This window comes from Bacillus sp. JST-5 (assembly GCF_057747715.1).
Genome location: NZ_JBYLHW010000021.1, coordinates 17,930 through 35,867 on the forward strand (window position 1 = coordinate 17,930; position 17,938 = coordinate 35,867).

At 32.7% G+C, this 17,938-nt stretch carries 14 protein-coding genes; 6 read left to right on the forward strand and 8 right to left on the reverse strand.

Going from position 1 to position 17,938, the window contains the following annotated elements; genetic code table 11:
• Nucleotides 1-8: 8 nt before the first annotated feature.
• Together AC3ASS_RS06370 and AC3ASS_RS06375 are read right to left on the reverse strand one after the other, a co-directional pair.
• Nucleotides 9-266 carry a nucleoside triphosphate pyrophosphohydrolase family protein gene (locus AC3ASS_RS06370; RefSeq protein WP_488282683.1) on the reverse strand — a complete coding sequence of 86 codons (258 nt, stop codon included), beginning with the start codon at nt 264-266 and terminating at the stop codon, nt 9-11.
• 138 nt (nt 267-404) lie between these two features.
• Nucleotides 405-1,283: a LysR family transcriptional regulator gene (locus AC3ASS_RS06375; protein WP_488282684.1), complete on the reverse strand. Its 879-nt coding sequence runs from the start codon at nt 1,281-1,283 to the stop codon at nt 405-407.
• A gap of 112 nt (nt 1,284-1,395) precedes the next feature.
• Here AC3ASS_RS06375 and AC3ASS_RS06380 point away from each other — a divergent pair, with 112 nt between their 5' ends.
• Complete coding sequence (locus AC3ASS_RS06380; protein ID WP_488282685.1) at nt 1,396-2,490, forward strand: citrate synthase/methylcitrate synthase; 1,095 nt, start codon at nt 1,396-1,398, stop codon at nt 2,488-2,490.
• A gap of 46 nt (nt 2,491-2,536) precedes the next feature.
• Here AC3ASS_RS06380 and AC3ASS_RS06385 read toward each other — a convergent pair whose 3' ends face one another.
• From AC3ASS_RS06385 to AC3ASS_RS06395, 3 genes are all read right to left on the reverse strand, one after another.
• Nucleotides 2,537-3,415, reverse strand: coding sequence for a GNAT family N-acetyltransferase (locus tag AC3ASS_RS06385; RefSeq protein WP_488282686.1), 879 nt, complete (start codon nt 3,413-3,415; stop codon nt 2,537-2,539).
• Nucleotides 3,412-4,428, reverse strand: coding sequence for an NAD-dependent epimerase/dehydratase family protein (locus AC3ASS_RS06390; protein WP_488282687.1), 1,017 nt, complete (start codon nt 4,426-4,428; stop codon nt 3,412-3,414). The genes AC3ASS_RS06385 and AC3ASS_RS06390 overlap by 4 nt, the downstream gene beginning before the upstream one ends.
• Nucleotides 4,429-4,500: 72 nt before the next feature.
• A complete protein-coding gene (locus AC3ASS_RS06395) occupies nt 4,501-5,106 on the reverse strand; it encodes a TetR/AcrR family transcriptional regulator (RefSeq protein WP_488282688.1) in 606 nt (201 codons plus the stop codon).
• 287 nt (nt 5,107-5,393) lie between these two features.
• On the opposite strand from AC3ASS_RS06395, the gene AC3ASS_RS06400 reads away from it, so the two are divergent.
• Together AC3ASS_RS06400 and AC3ASS_RS06405 are read left to right on the forward strand one after the other, a co-directional pair.
• Nucleotides 5,394-6,917: an FAD-dependent oxidoreductase gene (locus AC3ASS_RS06400; protein WP_488282689.1), complete on the forward strand. Its 1,524-nt coding sequence runs from the start codon at nt 5,394-5,396 to the stop codon at nt 6,915-6,917.
• A 166-nt stretch (nt 6,918-7,083) separates the two neighbouring features.
• Complete coding sequence (locus tag AC3ASS_RS06405; protein WP_488282690.1) at nt 7,084-7,650, forward strand: FAD-dependent oxidoreductase; 567 nt, start codon at nt 7,084-7,086, stop codon at nt 7,648-7,650.
• Nucleotides 7,651-7,826: 176 nt separating this feature from the next.
• Here the strand turns inward: AC3ASS_RS06405 and AC3ASS_RS06410 are convergent, their stop codons facing one another.
• Nucleotides 7,827-12,239 carry a 5'-nucleotidase C-terminal domain-containing protein gene (locus AC3ASS_RS06410; RefSeq protein ID WP_488282691.1) on the reverse strand — a complete coding sequence of 1,471 codons (4,413 nt, stop codon included), beginning with the start codon at nt 12,237-12,239 and terminating at the stop codon, nt 7,827-7,829.
• 679 nt (nt 12,240-12,918) lie between these two features.
• Between AC3ASS_RS06410 and AC3ASS_RS06415 the strand changes: the two genes are divergently transcribed.
• Nucleotides 12,919-14,250 carry an ATP-binding protein gene (locus AC3ASS_RS06415; protein WP_488282692.1) on the forward strand — a complete coding sequence of 444 codons (1,332 nt, stop codon included), beginning with the start codon at nt 12,919-12,921 and terminating at the stop codon, nt 14,248-14,250.
• A gap of 133 nt (nt 14,251-14,383) precedes the next feature.
• Here the strand turns inward: AC3ASS_RS06415 and AC3ASS_RS06420 are convergent, their stop codons facing one another.
• The gene (locus AC3ASS_RS06420) at nt 14,384-14,617 is read right to left on the reverse strand and encodes a DUF2187 family protein (protein WP_488282693.1); all 234 of its coding nucleotides are present in this window, start codon (nt 14,615-14,617) and stop codon (nt 14,384-14,386) included.
• Nucleotides 14,618-14,965: 348 nt separating this feature from the next.
• On the opposite strand from AC3ASS_RS06420, the gene AC3ASS_RS06425 reads away from it, so the two are divergent.
• Both AC3ASS_RS06425 and AC3ASS_RS06430 read left to right on the forward strand, forming a co-directional pair.
• Entirely contained in the window at nt 14,966-15,313 is a 348-nt protein-coding gene (locus tag AC3ASS_RS06425; RefSeq protein ID WP_488282698.1) for a PadR family transcriptional regulator, read from the forward strand.
• On the forward strand, nt 15,303-16,058 hold the full coding sequence (locus AC3ASS_RS06430) for an HAAS domain-containing protein (RefSeq protein WP_488282694.1): 756 nt from the start codon (nt 15,303-15,305) through the stop codon (nt 16,056-16,058). Before AC3ASS_RS06425 ends, AC3ASS_RS06430 begins: the two co-directional genes overlap by 11 nt.
• A gap of 172 nt (nt 16,059-16,230) precedes the next feature.
• Here the strand turns inward: AC3ASS_RS06430 and AC3ASS_RS06435 are convergent, their stop codons facing one another.
• Complete coding sequence (locus tag AC3ASS_RS06435; RefSeq protein ID WP_488282695.1) at nt 16,231-17,571, reverse strand: hemolysin family protein; 1,341 nt, start codon at nt 17,569-17,571, stop codon at nt 16,231-16,233.
• Nucleotides 17,572-17,938: the final 367 nt, after the last annotated feature.

Consider the following 17,938-nt stretch of genomic DNA (forward strand, 5'->3'; position numbering starts at 1 on the left):
TATGCAAATTAAGCTTTTACTCTATTTTTCACTTCATCCATTTTCTGATAAAAATCTTCTTCCATATCACGATTGAAATAGTTACCAAATTTGCATAAATACGCGATGCAATCTGATATCTCTTTACCCATTTCCTCTACTATTTTTTCTTTTGCCATATTAAAGGCATTTTCTTCACTTTCGCCTTGTTCTATCAATACTTCTGTTACTTGGAAAATTTCACGTAACAACTCTCCAATTTCTGCTACTTCTGTTGTTAACAACATATAGTTTATTAATGATAGATGATTTTTGTTGCTCGTAAGTATGACCTTGAATGTGATAGTTTAGTTCTTTTTGATAATGTTTAGTAAATTCTTGTAATTTTTTCATTTTTTCACCTCATTAATTAAACAAACGTTTGATTAAAATCTGAAATTCTGTAAAAACTTCAAAAATTCCTTATGCTTTGTATGTTCATACTTCATAATTGCATACGTATCAGCTTTTGGGAGGTTAATAGATGTACAAGGAACTTCTAATAGCCATCCTTCTAAAAGTTCTCTTCTAACAGTGGATGCAGGTAAAAACGATACCCCTAATCCTTCAATAATCAAACGTTTCGTAATATGGACTTGAGAAACTTTCATCATTTTTGTATTTGGATATTTATAAGATATTTCTCTTTTTAATGTATCCCAATATAGGGGATGATTATCTGTAATAATATAATTGTTTGTCAAAACCTCTGCTTCATCTAATGGGGGGGCAGATTCTGCATCTAATCCGTCATGTGCAACAATTAACTTGACCTCATCTTCATAAAGGGTTTGACACATAAGGTTAGAATCTGAACTCATGACACAGGATAAGCCAATATCGATTTCTTCGTTTAAAACTTCTTTTTCCATTTCTATTGATTCCATTACTTTTATAGAGATTTCAACATTCGGATGATTTTTCATATATCGTTTTAATACAAACGGAAGGATAGTATCAGCAATTAATGGTGAAATAGCAATCGTTAAAGAAGTCGTATATCCTTGACTAAACGATTGGATATCATGCAGTCCTTCTTTATACACTTGCAATAATTTTTCCGCATGTCGTATATATCTTCTCCCTTCTTCTGTCAGCTTCATTTTCCTTCTTTCTCGATCAAATAATTGTACTCCCAATTCTTTTTCTAGATTTTGAATATGGACAGATACAGAAGGTTGGGATATGTATAAAAATTCAGCAGCTTTTCGAAAGTTTCCTAGTTTAGCAGCTACAAGGAAAGTGTTTAACCATTGAAATTCCATCAACAACCCTCCTTTGATTATTATTATTAATCATTTTATTTAAAAATTATTAATATTATTAATTAATCAAATTATATATAATGTGAGTGAGGAATGAAAGGGGAGATGAAAAATGATTCATTATGGCTTAAAAGGGGTTGTTGCAGCAGAAACATCCATCAGTCATGTTGATGGGGATAAAGGACAATTAGTTTATAGAGGATATGATATCGGATATATTACAAAAAGTTATTCATTTGAGGAAACCGCCTATTTATTATGGTATGGAAAATTCCCTAACGAAAGGCAACTTATAGATTTAAAGAAAAAATTTATTTTATATCGTGAGCTTCCTTCATATATCATTGAAATTATCAAGAAACTACCAATTGAAATGGACTTAATGAGCGTTCTACGCACAGTCATTTCAGCAGTTGGAACAAAATCGTTCGGTTGGAAACCAACGATCGAACAAGCCATTCAATTAACGTCAATGATCCCAACGATTATTGCTTATCGGAAAAGAATTTTTGAGGGAAAAGATATTATTTACCCATCTCAAGAATTAGATCACGTTCCCAATTACTTATATATGTTAAGCGGTAAACTTCCGAATCCAGCTCATGTAAATGCATTGAAAACATATATGATATTAACTATGGAACATGGGATGAATGCATCTACGTTTTCTGCAAGAGTAACGGCTTCTACTGAGTCCGATTTAATATCTGCAATTACTTCTGCCATTGGTACGATGAAAGGTCCTTTGCATGGGGGTGCTCCATCAGGCGTCATTAGACTGCTGGATGAAATAATGAAACGTGGTAATCCTGAAGAGGTAATAAGAGAAAAACTAAAACGAGGAGAACGGTTGATGGGCTTTGGGCACCGTGTTTATAAGACGACTGATCCCCGTTCTATTGCTTTGAAAGAAAACCTATTAGAATTTACTGGTGAGGATGAATGGCTAGATTTAGCCATTCGAGTGGAGGAATTAGGTGTAAAAATTTTAGATGAAGTAAAACCTGGAAGAAAACTTTATACCAATGTAGAATTCTACGCAGCTGCCATTATGAAAGCTATTCAATTAGAAAGTGAACTTTTCACCCCTACTTTCACAGCAAGTCGTATCGTCGGTTGGAGTGCACATGTATTAGAGCAAGCAGAAAATAACGTAATTTTTCGACCACAATCTAAATACATTGGCAGTTTCCATTCAAAAAAATGATCGCCTCGTTCATGGGCGATCATTTAATTGTATTACAGACATTTTTTTATTTCATTTCTTTAATCATATAAACTTGTTGAACAGTCGTTTCAAAACCAATATCTTTTAATACTTGATAAGTTAACTTACTTAGGTTAGTAGGTACATTTAAAACTGTTCTCCTTATATCATCAGAAAAATCAAAGTATATACAGGATAATAGAAACTCTATAATTTCTTTGGCATCTTGTCTCAACGGATTTGCTTCACATTGGAAAACACTTGTTGCGATATGCTTATAATCGTCATTAAACACTCTTTTAAAGTAGGCATAACCTATGATTTCACCACATTCATCCAAAGCTATCATTGCTTCACTGTCCCGAGCACTTCTCCAATGTGTTTGCCATGGATTCATTGCTTTATAAAAAGAAATTTCGCCTACTTCTTGAGGAATTGTTTTTATTACTTCGTATTTTGGCATTTGATGAACCTTCTTGTTGGAAGAACCGTTTAGCGATAACATTTCAAGATGGTCCGTAATTTCATAACCAAATCTCTCGTATAATCTTATCGCAGCCTCATTTTGACTGATAGCTTCTAATGTTGCAATCTCTACACCTTCTTCTATGTAAATCGATAAACTTTTTTCAATTAATAACTTCCCGATACCTTTACTTCGATAATTTTTCGCAACACCCGTCCCACCATTCCATGATACTTTCTGACCATTAATATTCCGTACACCGCTTTTAACAATTCCTATCGGTTCATCACCATCAAAAGCAACGATTGATAAGTCGGGAGATAATCCCTCCATAGCCATTCTTGTAACAAACCGTTCTGGAGTAGTAGTCGCATCAAAAAAATATCCTTCAAATCCTCTATTCCAAGCTAAAACACCTTGCTCAATCGTACATTCGGTTAATCGTTTAATGGTAATCACGATAAATCCCCACTTTTTTCAATAATTTTATCTTCTATTGCATACTCATTTTCATACTGCAAATTTGGCATATTATTTAAGATCCAGTTAATTGTACGTTCCATACCATCTTCAAAGCTTACAATTTCTTTATAACCTAACTCTTTTCGTATTTTTTCAGAAGACATATAAATATGTTGTTTTGCATTCATACCTGAGGGACGGACAGCGCCACTTCCATCAATAATTATAGATCCATCCCACTTCTTATAGGCTTTTTGTATTTCTTTCACCCATTCTTCTTCTGTTAAACAAACCTGATCTGATACGTTATATGTTTGATTAGCTGCTAAATCGTTCGTAATCGCTAAAACAATAGCATGGGCAACATTCTCAACATACCCTCGACATGTAATCCATTTAGCAACATCTTTATCCAACACAATATGTGATCGTCCATCAATCATTCTTTTTAAATATGGAAATGGGCGGTATTGACGGTCAAGCGGTCCATGAACCATTGGTAAGCGCAAGATTGTTGCAGGAATATACGAATTATTTCGGTAGACATTTTCGACTAAAATCTTATCGTAATCGTACATCATGTCTCCTTTATTCGCTTTTCCACGATAAGGGTATAAGGTTTTTCTTAATGGTGATTCTTCTGTCAATGGTGTTTTTATAATTTCTTCCCCCTTTTCCAATTCAATCAAATTCCCAAAGGCTAAATACACATCTGCACTACTAATCGCAACTAACCTATTTGTTTTATTCGAAAAAACATTGACAACACGTTTTGCATCTTCTTCTGTATATGGGAACATATCGAGTACCACATCTGGTTGTATCTCATCAAATTGAGGCTCGAAACGTTCTAACTCTTTTCTGTCCCCATATATATGATGGACCCCATCTGGAATATTTAAATTCGTCTGACCGCGATGGAATAAGTAAACCTCATGCCCCTTTTCGACTAATTGGCTTGTAACATATGAACCAATAAATCTAGTACCTCCCAATATTAATATTTTCATCCCTAATCCCCTCTTACTCTAATTAAAATGACTAGTCAGTTTATTTATTATATAAATAAGGGAAAGCCTCTTCTATTCACATAAATATTTTAACAATGTCTTTTCCATCTCTATAATTTTACTTTCAATCAATGTCTTTTCATCTAATACGATTGAATGAATCCAAATCCCATCATGTAATGCCCAAAACATAGAAGCTGCTTTCTCTGAATCCAAGTTCTTTCTAAATTCACCGGTTTCAATTCCCATTTCAATGATATCTTTAACAATTGTTAATACGATTTCATAACGGTCAGTCAGTATTTTTTTAATTTCAGGATGACCTGTTGAATACATCCAAAACTCGAGTTGTACTCTCATCATTTTCTTCTTAAGTTCGTTAAACGGTAAATCAAGACGGATAATATATTTTAATTTCTCAACTGCTGTTTCCATTTTTAACAATTTTTCTTTTAATCTATAAAGAGAAAGTGTAGTTTGAGCTTCTAATAAAGATATAAATAATTCTTCTTTACTAGAAAAATAATTATAAAATGATCCTTTACTTAAATTTGCGAATGCAACAATGTCATCAACAGAAGTTGCGTAATAACCATTTTTTGCAAAGCATTCTAAAGCCGCATGGAGTAATAATTGTTTACGTTCTTCCTTTGCTTCCTCTGAAATTTTTGGAGACATAATGACCACCTTTTACACTTATAAAAAAACTGACTGATTAGTTTTTTAAATTATATAAAAAACTCTTTGAATTAGCAATTGTAAATATAAATATTTTTTAAATTTGTAGAAAATTTTTATTATTTATCGATCATTCCTACCTTACAATCTTACTTTCTTTTCTACCATACCTGATGCCCCGATTAATTTTTCTCAATTCTTTATTTACCAAAAATCCTTTCTTTAATTGTGTAAAAACGTTTCCATTGGAAAAAAATATAATAAATTAAGTTTCAGGAGGAAGAGAAATGAGTACTCATTTTCAAAAAATGCCGCAATACCCAGAACCATATTGGAGAGATATGGATTTACCGAAATTCCCAAAGCTCGATAAAAACTTGGAAGTAGATGTTGTCATCGTAGGTGGAGGAATTACAGGAATCACAACTGCATACCGTCTATTAAGTGAAAATTTAAGAATTGCTTTAATTGACGCAGGAGTGATATTAAACGGTACAACTGGTCATACAACAGCGAAAGTTACTGCTCAACACGGTCTTATTTATGATGAATTCATTCAAAACTTTGGAGAAGAAAAAACAAAATTGTATTACGAAGCTAATCGCGAAGCATTGCAATTCGTTAAAGAAATTGTACAAAAACATGGAATTGACTGTGATTTCAGTGAGCAAGATGCCTTTTTGTACAGTACAACAGATGAATATAGAAACAAAATAGAAAATGAATGGGCAGCCTACCAACGACTAGGGATTGAAGGAGATCTAGTAGAATCCATTCCATTTAATATACCGATTGAAAACGCCATTGTTATGAAAAATCAGGCACAATTTCATCCATTAAAATATTTGAAGCATTTGACAGAGTACCTTACAAATAAGGGTGTACTAATTTTTGAAAATACAACTGCGGCTAGTATTGAGGAAGGTGACCGTCCATCGGTTATTACACGAGAAGGAATCCGTATAACAGGAAATTATGTGATTGCTGCTTCTCATTTTCCGTTTATTGATAAAAAAGGGGTATATTTTGCAAGAATGTATGCTGACCGATCTTATGTAATTGCTATTACAACAGACAAAGAATATCCCGGTGGTATGTACTTAAGTGCAGATTCCCCTACCCGCTCGATCCGCTATACACCTATGGATGGAAAAAATCTAATATTAATTGGTGGAGAAAATCATCAAACAGGAACAGGGAAAGATACGCTTCTCCATTATGAAGCGTTAGAAACTTTTGCAGAATCTGTTTTTGGCATAAAAGAATATCTATATCGCTGGTCAGCACAAGATTTAATAACACTAGATAAAATTCCTTATATCGGTCCATTAACGACCAGATCAAGGAATATTTTCGTTGCCACTGGATATAGAAAATGGGGAATGACTTCAAGTCATGTTGCTTCTAAACTTTTAGCAGATTATATTTTGGAACAAGATAATCCATACCAAGAACTATATTCTCCAAGCAGATTTGATATTGACCCATCATTGAAAAAATTGATTTCAATTAATACGAGTGTTGCTAAACATTTATTGAAAGGGAAGCTTGAATATGTCAATAAAGATCCGAATGACTTAAAAAATGATGAAGGTGCTGTTGTGATGATTAGTGGACAGCGTGCTGGTGCATACAGAGATCCTTTAGGAAAACTACATATTGTTGACACTACTTGCTCTCATTTAGGATGTGAGCTTGAGTGGAACCATGGGGATCGAACTTGGGATTGTCCATGTCACGGTTCAAGATTCTCCATTGACGGTGAAGTTATTGAGGGACCTGCACATCATCCACTAAAAAAGTTAGAATAGTTGCTTCCGCGTTCATCGGAAGCTTTTTTATGTACAAATGAATCTCTCTGAGTTCTTTCCCCTATTAAAACAAATGAAAAATTAGAGTTTTTAAGCAATATATTTTACAAACTATTCCGAACAAGATACGATTTTAATTGTAAACTTATTTTATGGAGGGAAAATAATGTACGATATTGTAATCATTGGTGGAGGTCCTGCTGGAGGAAGTGCTGCTATTTTTGCTAGTAAAGCTGGTAAAAAAACGTTAGTGATTGATAATAACAAAAGTGTAACAAAGCGGGCTTGGTTAGATAATCATTATGGAGTAGATGGAATAAGTGGACCAGACCTTGTAGAAACAGGAAAAAAACAAGCTTTAAAGTTTGGAACCGAATGGGTTGAAGACACTGTTACTGATGTACAATCCAAAAATGATACCCTTTCCATTCAAACAGAAAGTGGTCATACATACGAAGCAAAACATGTCATCCTTGCAACCGGTATGGCAGTTGACTTAGCTGAAAAAATTGGCGTAAATGTCATTCCAGGAACTGAACCTCGAATTAAAAACATTATTGAAGTCGATCAGCAAGGAAAGACGAATAAAGAACGTATTTGGGCAGCAGGAACAGTTGCAGGCGTTTCCATGCATACCATTATCACAGCAGGAGATGGTGCAAAAGTTGCCATCAATATTATTAGCGAGTTAAACGGCGAACGTTATGTAGATCATGACATTATGAAAGGTTAAGGAAAAAGTGATTGGGAAATCCCAATCACTTTTTTATGTCCTTATAGCATATGAACTATCAATAAATCATTTGTATTCAAACTGCAATTTTGAACAAATACAATAGACATTCCTATATTAATAATTGAAGAAAGATCAGGGACTAATCCCTGATCTTTCACAAAATCATTTTGTAACTATTCTCTTTTTAGTCTTTTTTGAACAAATAGTAATGTTGACGCAACCAGTAACAGTATTATCCCTAGCACTAATAAGTTGTAGTTCTCTGTTGCTGTATTCGGTAGCTTCTTATCTTCTGGCGGAGTAGAGACATTGCTATGATCTTCACTATCTTCGTCAATATCCTCAAAGACAGCAAATGTACTGAAATGGTTAGTCGGAGCTTTTACCATACCATCTTCAAATTTGCTTCCATTCATTTTCTCCCATTGCTTCTTTTTCTCATTATAGAAGTAAACATGTAAATGGTCTTTATTTTTCACCTTTTTCATATCTACAACAAAGGCTAGAATAATTGGTTTTTCAAACTTACTAATGACTTCTCCATCTGCAGTAATGGTAAAGTCATATACTTTACTTACTGCCTTATCCATATCTTTTAAACGTTTAAGTTCAATTATAATTTCTTTATCATCAGGTAAATTTTCTAATGGTATGGAAAGCGTAACATGTTTATTTTTAATTACAAATGAAACTTTATTGGCCTTTAATATTTGAAGTTGCTCGGCCGTTAATATTACTTTAACCGATTCTTCTTCCCCTAGATCAACGATAAATGTATCCCCTTTATTAACCTTTTCAATATCTTGATTAGGTATAGTAGCTATCCCATTCTCTACTTTAACTTTTGAAATAATAGTTTTTGGTGAATCCTTGCCATCACCTGGGTTAGGATCGTTAGGATCGTTAGGATCGTTAGGATCGTCAGGATTGTTAGGATCATCCGAATGATCTTTTTTAGCCTCCATGATAATTCTACCTTCTACCTTTGGTGAAATTGGGCTATTCTTTTCAATGTATGATTTTAACACTTCATAGTCTACAATAAACAATTCTTTGATTCGTTGCTCATCTTTTGCTTTTTTGAAGACTTCAAATCCGTCTCCACCATCAGCAATGTATGCATTTGTAGCTACGTTGTAATAAGAATTCAAGTCAATCGGTTCATATGTTCCATTCTCATTTTTTACCTCTACTAACCAAACTCGTTGACCTGGCGGCTGATTAATATCATATTTGAACCTTAAACCTGACACTTGTAGGAATCTTCCTTGTGCATTCTCAACTTCTCCAACACTATGTTCTAATGCTTCCCAAATTTCTGCACCAGAAAGTTCAAGTGTAACTAATTGGTTCGCAAAAGGCATGACGGTTAAAACATCGCCTAACGAAATTTCACCAGCTTCAATTGATGCACGAATTCCACCACCATTTTGGAGTCCAATTGTTGTTGGTACAAATTCATTGGCTTTTTCAACCATTGCATCAGCAATCATGTTTCCGAGGTTAGTCTCTTTCGTACGGACATCATTACGTTCACCATTTAAAAATACCTCGGTAGAACCAATAATCGTTTTCTTTAATTCTTCTAATGGACGGGCAAACTCTTCAACCTTAGCCTTAGCCGTTGGATCTTCTTCATAATTCGCTAAATCAAGAAGCTGTCCGTTATATGCGACAACTGTTCCTTCTTCATCAAATGAAACATTTAATAAACCTAAATAATTTAAATATTCATTGGCTTGAACAATTAATGTAGGCTCTTCTTTTTCAATAACAATAGGAGAATCAATCTTTGTATGTGAATGTCCTCCAACGATTACATCAATACCATCTACTGAATCAGCTAACTTTAAATCCATATAATCGCCGATATGGGTTAAAGCGATAATTTTGTTAATTCCAACTTGTTCAAGTCGCTTAACCGTTTCTTTTGCTTTTTCAATTACATTTTCAAACACAATATCATCACTTGGACTAGCTAAAAATTCAGTGTCCTCTGTTGTTAAGCCAAAAATCCCCACTTTTTCACCGTCGAATTCTTTTACAATGGCTGGATATATTTTTCCACCTTCTCCAGGTGAAAGAATCTCGTCTTCAAAATAATCGCTCAATATTGGATCGTTAGTAACGTTTACGTTTGCACTAACCATTGGAAACTTCATTTCTTTAATAAAGTTTGCTAGAGTTGCAGAATCTTTATCAAATTCGTGATTACCAAATGTCATGGCATCATAACCTAAATCATTCATGAAATAAAGATCCGCTAATCCTAAATATTGATTAAAATATAGTGTTCCAGAAAAAACATCTCCAGCATCAAGGAGTAACGTATGATCGTATTGATTTCTTACTTCATTTACAGCAGTATATAGTCTTGGATATTGCTCAACATGGGCATGACTATCATTGACATGCATGACAGTTAAGTCAAACGTATCATCCACCGCTAAATTTAATTGCGCCAAGACGATGTCATGGTCACTTACTCTATTATGTTCATCCATATAATCAGCATTTACATGAATAATATCTACTTGCGCATCTTTCGCTAATTTATTTGATACTAATATGTGATCGAGAACTTGAGAGTTTCCTTGATAAATATATGTGTATCGATCATTATGAGGAACAAAATCTATTAAATTTGTTAAATTTTTACCCTTTAATGTTTGAATTGGTTTTGAAAATTGATAATCATTTAAATCACCTAACACAATAACATTTGCCTTTTCATTTTGTTCAAAAATTTTAGAAACAAATTGGTTAACTATTTTTGCTTGTTCGATACGCTTTACTTCACTTGATAATGTTGGTGGTTGATTTTTTCCAAATAACGGTTCATCCCCACTTTTCGAATTAAAGTGGTTCGCAATGACAATCACATCTTCTCCTTTAAAATTGAATTGAGCCGCTAAAGGTTTCCGACTATTTTCAAATGCTTTGTTTGTTGGATCAATTCTTCCTGGATTTAATGTGAGTTTTCCATCGCGATAATTAACCGCATCCGTTGCTTTCCCTTTCACCCCTTCAACTAGGCTAACACGTTCTGTATTATATAGAAAACCTACTCTTATATTTCCACCTGGAACGCCGCCATCTTGATTGTTTTCTGGTGCAATATCTGTCCACCCATAAGTTGGTCCACCTAAATCTTTAATTTTTTGAATGATAGATTCATAATTTTCGGAAGCTGACGTGGTTCCATCGTCTGTTTCTCCACTATTATCCATCACTTCTACGAGTCCAATAATATCAGGTGATTTCAAGTTTTCAAGAAAAGTTTTAGCTAATTTATTCGTTTTATTGACGTTATCAGCATCAAAATTTTCAATATTGTATGAGGCAATCGTCAGCTTGTCTTCATCTTTCTCAATGGTGGTTATATCTTCTTCATACTCACGTTCATTTAGTGGAGGTAGATTACTAGATTTAGTTAAGATTTTATAATTACTATACGTGTAGGTGACAATTCCAGTAACAATTCCTTCGAATTGATCACCTGTTTTCGTAACAAAATTGCGATCATCCGTTAAAATATGGATTCGTTCTGGATTCGCATTCGTTTCTGTTAATAATACTCCACCTGATTCTGTATACTGCTTGTCTTCTACCTTTTCTACGATAACAGGAATTTCACCGTACTTTTGAGGTCCAATGACCATTGGATTTTTTAATCCGACAAGCATTCCTTCTAAACTTTCATAAAAATCAATTCCGTCTTCATTAGGATCAAATATTTCGAAACTATCATTATCTATAATCTCTGTTGGTGGAAAAACATCTTCTCCTAATATGATGGGATCTGGCAATGGTTGATTCTCTGAAATGACTTCAATCTTTCCATTTTGTGCATTAATTTCCGTCATCGATAAATCTGTTTCTAGTTTCTCTGCATATCCATCTAGAACCCATTCTTTTACGATACCATCTACAGAAACATAATCCCCTACTTTTACACCATGATTTGGCTTATATACTAAAATGCCTTCGGATGTTTTATCGTTATCATCTGGAATAGGATTTTGCATATAAAAATTGGCATTGTCAACTACAAACGTAACAATTCCTTCAACAGCTTTTACTTCTTGATCTTTATATGGAGAGATATGCCCTTCGCCTTGTATTTGTGGGATTGTTAATCCTTCAATTGGTGTAGGCAATTCTTCATCACTAAATCTAATTTGAGTTGGATTTTTTAAACCTGGAACTGAAAAATAACTTTCTAGTGAGCCAGTAACAAAGATCTCTTTTCCAATATTATCAGGATTCTCACTTAAGCCAAATTTAGATCGAAAGCTTGATGGTAATTGTACAGGTAAGATTTTAGTTGGATCAGTTTCATTTGGGGAATCTGCTATAGCCAAATTATAGTCATTGTCAAAAGGGGCATCAAAGTCGTAATTATTGGTTCCAATCGTATGAGCTACAATATACCCTTTTACAGTAGCTTGACCGGAGTTATTTTCAATAGCTTCTTTTACCGTAATATAATCTTCTGATGCGTAAACAAATTGATGAATAGGGATGACATAACTAATCAGTAGTATTAGGACTGTCGCAATCGAAAATATCTTCCTTTTAATCATCTACCAATTCTCCTTTATTAATAATTTTTATTAAATAAAAGAAAACAATTACAATTATCCTACCTCCTTATTCAAAATAGGAAATATTTTCGTAATATTCCCTTCTATAAATAAATTATAAAATTTGAAATTTCCTATTAAATGAATACAATTTACTATTTTTTCTATCATTTCCATTAATTGATTGTGCAGAATTTCCCATGTAAATATAGGAAAAAAGAATGGAGCGAAAAATAAAAAATATTGATTCCTAAAGTTGAAGGGTTTAATATTAAATAAATAATGGATATAAACCTAATTCTATGTATGATGAACTTATTGCAAAATGACAAATAGTATATGAAAAGACAACAATTTTTTTTGAATTCCATCACGCCTATATTAAAATTCATTAAATATAAGAAATGTTCTACCATAATATAAAAGTGGAATTCAATAAAGAACTTCTTTTAAAAATTTCCAAAATTTATATTTTTTATTACAAATAATCAGAAAATATAGTAAAATTAGAATTGTTGTATGGAGTTTTACTACATTTCTTCTTCTCACTCATGCTTCATGATCAATTTCCCATAAAAAATGATTCATTGACCACCTTTTCCATTTTAATGGAAGTCTTCTCTGCACAGCGACGATTTTACCCAATTACATAAAAATCTCCTAGTGCGTAGGTGATACAATGTTTAAAAGGTATAAAGCAAGAATTACAAGTACTATTTTCTTTATAGTAGTTATGTCTGTTTGGAACATCATTTTTTATGGATATAGTGGCTATACCTACGATCCAACGATTGATTTGCCCTTCTCCTTTGTCACTGCAGCTGCTGTTTGGTGGTTTTCTTCTAAATATGACCGCTCAATATTTCAGTTCAATGAGATTACTCTATACGATGCAAATACTATGAATCGTAGACAATTAGAATCGCCAAATTTTGTTTTTAACATCTTAAACCATGTTGTCTTTAAAACTGATAAGTTCGGTAAAATTACAATGCTAAATAAAGCTTGGGAACAATTAACGGGCTATTCGGTTGATGATAGCATTGGGAAAAACATCATCTTTTGGATCCATCCTGAAGATCGTACTGAATTAGCCAAAATTTTTATGCAACTAGCAGGAGAAAAAAATGATTCCATTATTTTAGAATATCGTCTACGGAGAGAAACAGGGGAATATGTATGGATAGAATCTAATGTTAAATTAATCTACGACGCAAGTGGTAATATTGTATCGATGGTTGGCACATTATTTGATATTACAAAAAGAAAACAATCAGAACAACAGCTAAAGCTACAAAATGAAATTTTGGCTTTGCAATATGAGAGACTAAGTACCGTCGCTAATTTATCGGCATCTATTGCTCATGAAGTTAGAAATCCATTAACATCCATTTCAGGATTTTTACAGTTATTAAAGGAGCAAAATCAATTAAAGAAAGAATATATAGACTTAATTTTTTCAGAAATTGATCGGATTGAACTTGTTTTGAGTGAATTACTAATGTTGTCAAAACCCCAGAAAATTCAATATAAAAGATTTGATATCATTAAGACTTTAGATTACGTTACTACTTTAATTAGTTCTAAAGCAAATATGAATAGTATTAAGCTCACAATCGAATTACCAAATCATCCAATTTGGGTATATGGTGATGAAAATCAAATTAAACAAATCTTTATCAATTTGTTTAAAAACTCAATTGAAGCCATTGAAAATGGAGGGGAAATTTCTGTATCATATCGTAGTTCTGAACACTTTGTTTCTATCTATATAAAAGATAACGGACCTGGCATCCCTCATGACGTTCTTGAGAATATTGGGAAGTTATTTTTCACAACAAAAGAGAAAGGAACAGGTCTTGGGTTAGCTACATGCCGCAATATTATCGAAAAACATAACGGAAAGTTACAAATATATAGCAAAGAAGGAGAAGGAACAACTTGTGAAGTAATTTTTCCTATTTACGAAACAAGCGACTCTTTTTACAATGAGATATCTGCCGTTTTATAAAAGGAAGGGGGGTCCCTTCCTTTTCTTTCCTAAATTCACTATTACCCTTATGTAATGATAATTATTGATACATCATTTCTGTCGTTTTATTTATAAAATCAATTACGAATTGCATAAGAAATCCAATTAAATATTATCCTTTTACAATTTTATAATTTTTATGATTAACTACTGTTTTTATAGGTTCATTTTTTTTCTCATTCATACCAAGTTGTACGATTACGGAATTATCACGTATAGTAAGCACTTTCCCCTTTTTTCCTTTTTTCTTACCACGTTTAATTTGAATAATATCTCCAACTTTTGCTTTTTTCACTTTCACATTTTCTTCTTGGTTATCCGTAATATTCACCATTTCTTCAGCCATACATCATCCTCCTTTTTTCACTAATATTAAGCCATATCAACAAATAGTATAGCCAATCATTGGAGAGAAACATTCCCTTTCAGCATTTTGTTTTCGCAATTTATCTTATTTATTTTTAACGGGTATTCGGATTATCATATGGAAAACTTCTTTTTATATAGTATTAATCCTCGTGAATCGTAATCGTGTGGAATCTTTTCTATATGGATTTTCTTTACATTATACCTTGCATTACAAGACTAATAATGCTATTCTTCATATATATCATGTAATGCAAGGTACCTTATAAGCATAACTCTTGTATTACAAGTTAGCGAGAAAGGAGGAGAAAGTTTGTCTACAACACAAATGCTAAAGGGTATCATTGAAGGCTGTTTGCTCGCAATTATCAAGGATAAAGAAGCATATGGTTACGAAATGGCAAAAAAACTTGAAAGTTATGGTTTCCACTCTTTTAGTGAGGGGACAATTTATCCATTGTTATTGCGGATGCAAAAAGAAGAATTAGTTAAATCTACCTTAAAGAAATCCACAGCGGGACCAAGTAGAAAATATTATTCACTAACTCCAAAGGGAGAGTTAGAATTGAAAAAATTTATAGAACGCTGGAATAATTTACAGTCTAGTGTTAACAAAGTGTTGCATTTTGCGTCAGATACAAATTATACAAAAGGAGATGAGATCAATGAAGAATGAGTTAAAACTTTCTAAAAAGAGCCAAGAGTTCTTGGAAAACTTACGTGTTTACTTATTTTCAAGTGGAAAACAATGGGATGAAATTGAGGGAATTGTGAATGAATTAGAAACACATTTGTCCGAAGCCGAAAAAGATGGGAAATCCATTGAAAAAATTATTGGGAAATCTCCGAAAGAATATATGGAGATGGTTTCTAATGAGATGGTAATTGACTATAGAACATGGTTTAAATACATTTTCCTAATCATTCTTGGATCATTTTCTTTTACAATTTTCCCTGACTTATTAGAAGGCAATCTTACCTATTCTGTCTTGGAAATCATCGGACATATTGTGATTGGTGCAATATTTATTGGTTCTGTTTTTACAGGCTTTAAATATATTTCTACAACAAATCAATTTCTCAAACAGGGGTTGGTATTGGTTGGTATAGCGATACTGCCTATCACTCTGTTTGTTGGGTTAATCTACCTAAATAGAGCCATTGACACTCCTGTCATTCATTTTGGTAATACGGGAAGCCTAATCATCGGTGTAATCTCAGCACTATTCATAATAGGTTTTTCAATTTGGGCAAAATCCTGGACTTTAATCACTATAATAGTATTGTTAACACTTCCTGATTATTTACTAAAACTGACCACATTGCAATACGAAGCACAGTTTATCATTAGTACAATTATAACTTTTGGTGGAATTGCCATTTACCTCTGGATAGCGTCTAAATTGGAAAAAAGTAAGTGAAGATTCACTAATTACAACAATAGACTCGTGGAAACCTATGTCAAACTATTATTTTGATTTAGGTTTTCACGAGCTGTTTTCATTAGTTTTCTATTTTCCACACTATTTTCCGATTACCCTTTTTAACTTATCTTATTGTAATGAAATGATAATAATGGATACTCCTTTACCTTTATTCCTTATTGCTAACAAGTTTTGTTTTTTTTAAATCATTCTTTTTCATCGCTTTTACTTTCCTTATCCTTCTTTCATTCATTTCTTCTACCGTGAATATTATATTTTCAAATTCGATTGTTGGCTGTTCATCTGTTGATGGAATATAACCAAGCTGACCAATTAGGAAACCGCTAATCGTATCATAATCTTCAGATGGAAAATGTATTCCAAGAACACTTTCTACAACATTTAAATTCGTAGTACCTGCGATTATGAAAGTTTGATCATCTATTACTACAATATCAACCGAATCTGTTTCTTGATCATCATATTCATCAAAAATGTTTCCAACAATTTCTTCTAATAAGTCCTCCATTGTCAATATACCTTCTGTTCCACCATACTCGTCTATAACAATAGCCATGTGTATTTTGTTTTTTTTCATGTCTTGAAAAACATGATCAATTCGAGTTGAATCTAGAACAAAATATGGTTCTCTTATTAATTTTTGAATTTGAAAAGTATTTAAATCACCTTTTTCAATATATTCAAATAAATCTTTTACATGAAAAGTACCTATAATATTGTCAATATTCTCATCGTAAACTGGAAACCTTGTATATTTTTCTTCATTTACCACTTTTATGATTTCTACAATCGAATAATGTGTTGGAATAGCAACGATATTAGTTCGATGGGTCATAATTTCTGAGACGATTTTATTATCAAACTCGAAAATATTATTTATCATTTCTTTTTCTGAATCTTGTATAGTGCCTCTTTCCTGTCCTACATCAACTAAAAATCTAATTTCTTCTTCCGTTATTTCTTCTTCAGCGTTTGGATCAATTCCAAATAATCGTACAATTGAATTTGTAGAATAAATTAATAATTTAACAAAGGGATGAGTAACCTTAGCCAGCCATGTAATAGGGGTAACCATCAAAAACGAAATCGATTCTGCCTTATCCAAAGCGATTCTTTTAGGCACAAGTTCGCCTAAAACTAAAATAAAATAAGAAAGGACAATGGTGATGATTATGGTGGAGATAGTTTTCAAAGTTGCCTCATCTAAATTAACGCCTAATTTAATAAGGAGTCGCACCAAAGCAGGTGCAAAACTTTCTGCCGCAAAGGCACTTGCTAATAAACCTGTAAAAGTAATACCGATTTGATTCGTTACAAGAAATCGGCTTGGTTCCGATAATAGTTGATGTACCTTTCCTGCTTTTTTATGACCATCTTCAGCCATTTGTTTGATTTTATTATCGTTAATGGATACAAGAGCCATTTCTGACGTTGCAAAAAATGCATTAATAAAGATAAGCAAAAAAAGGATAATCAATGCTGCTCCCAAATTTTTTACCTCCAGAGAATAAATTGCCGACCCGTATTTCTCTTATTATTTTCTATAAATATTTTCAATTCATTCAATAAAAAAAGCCTTTACCTCCCATAGGCAAAGGACATTCAATACCAAAATTGTATATGAACTAACGTGATCTTTTGATTTTCGATATAAATTAAACCTTCATTTAAAATATTGAAAATCTATTGATAGAAACAAATGAAAAATAATCCTGACAAAGCACATATATCGAACTGTTATGTTTATGGAAATTAAAACCATAAAAAAAGAGTCTAAATTGGTATTATCCCCTACAGGTAGACAGTAAAAAAAGAGGACATTTGATATGATGTTCTTAGGAGTCTACTTGGGAGGG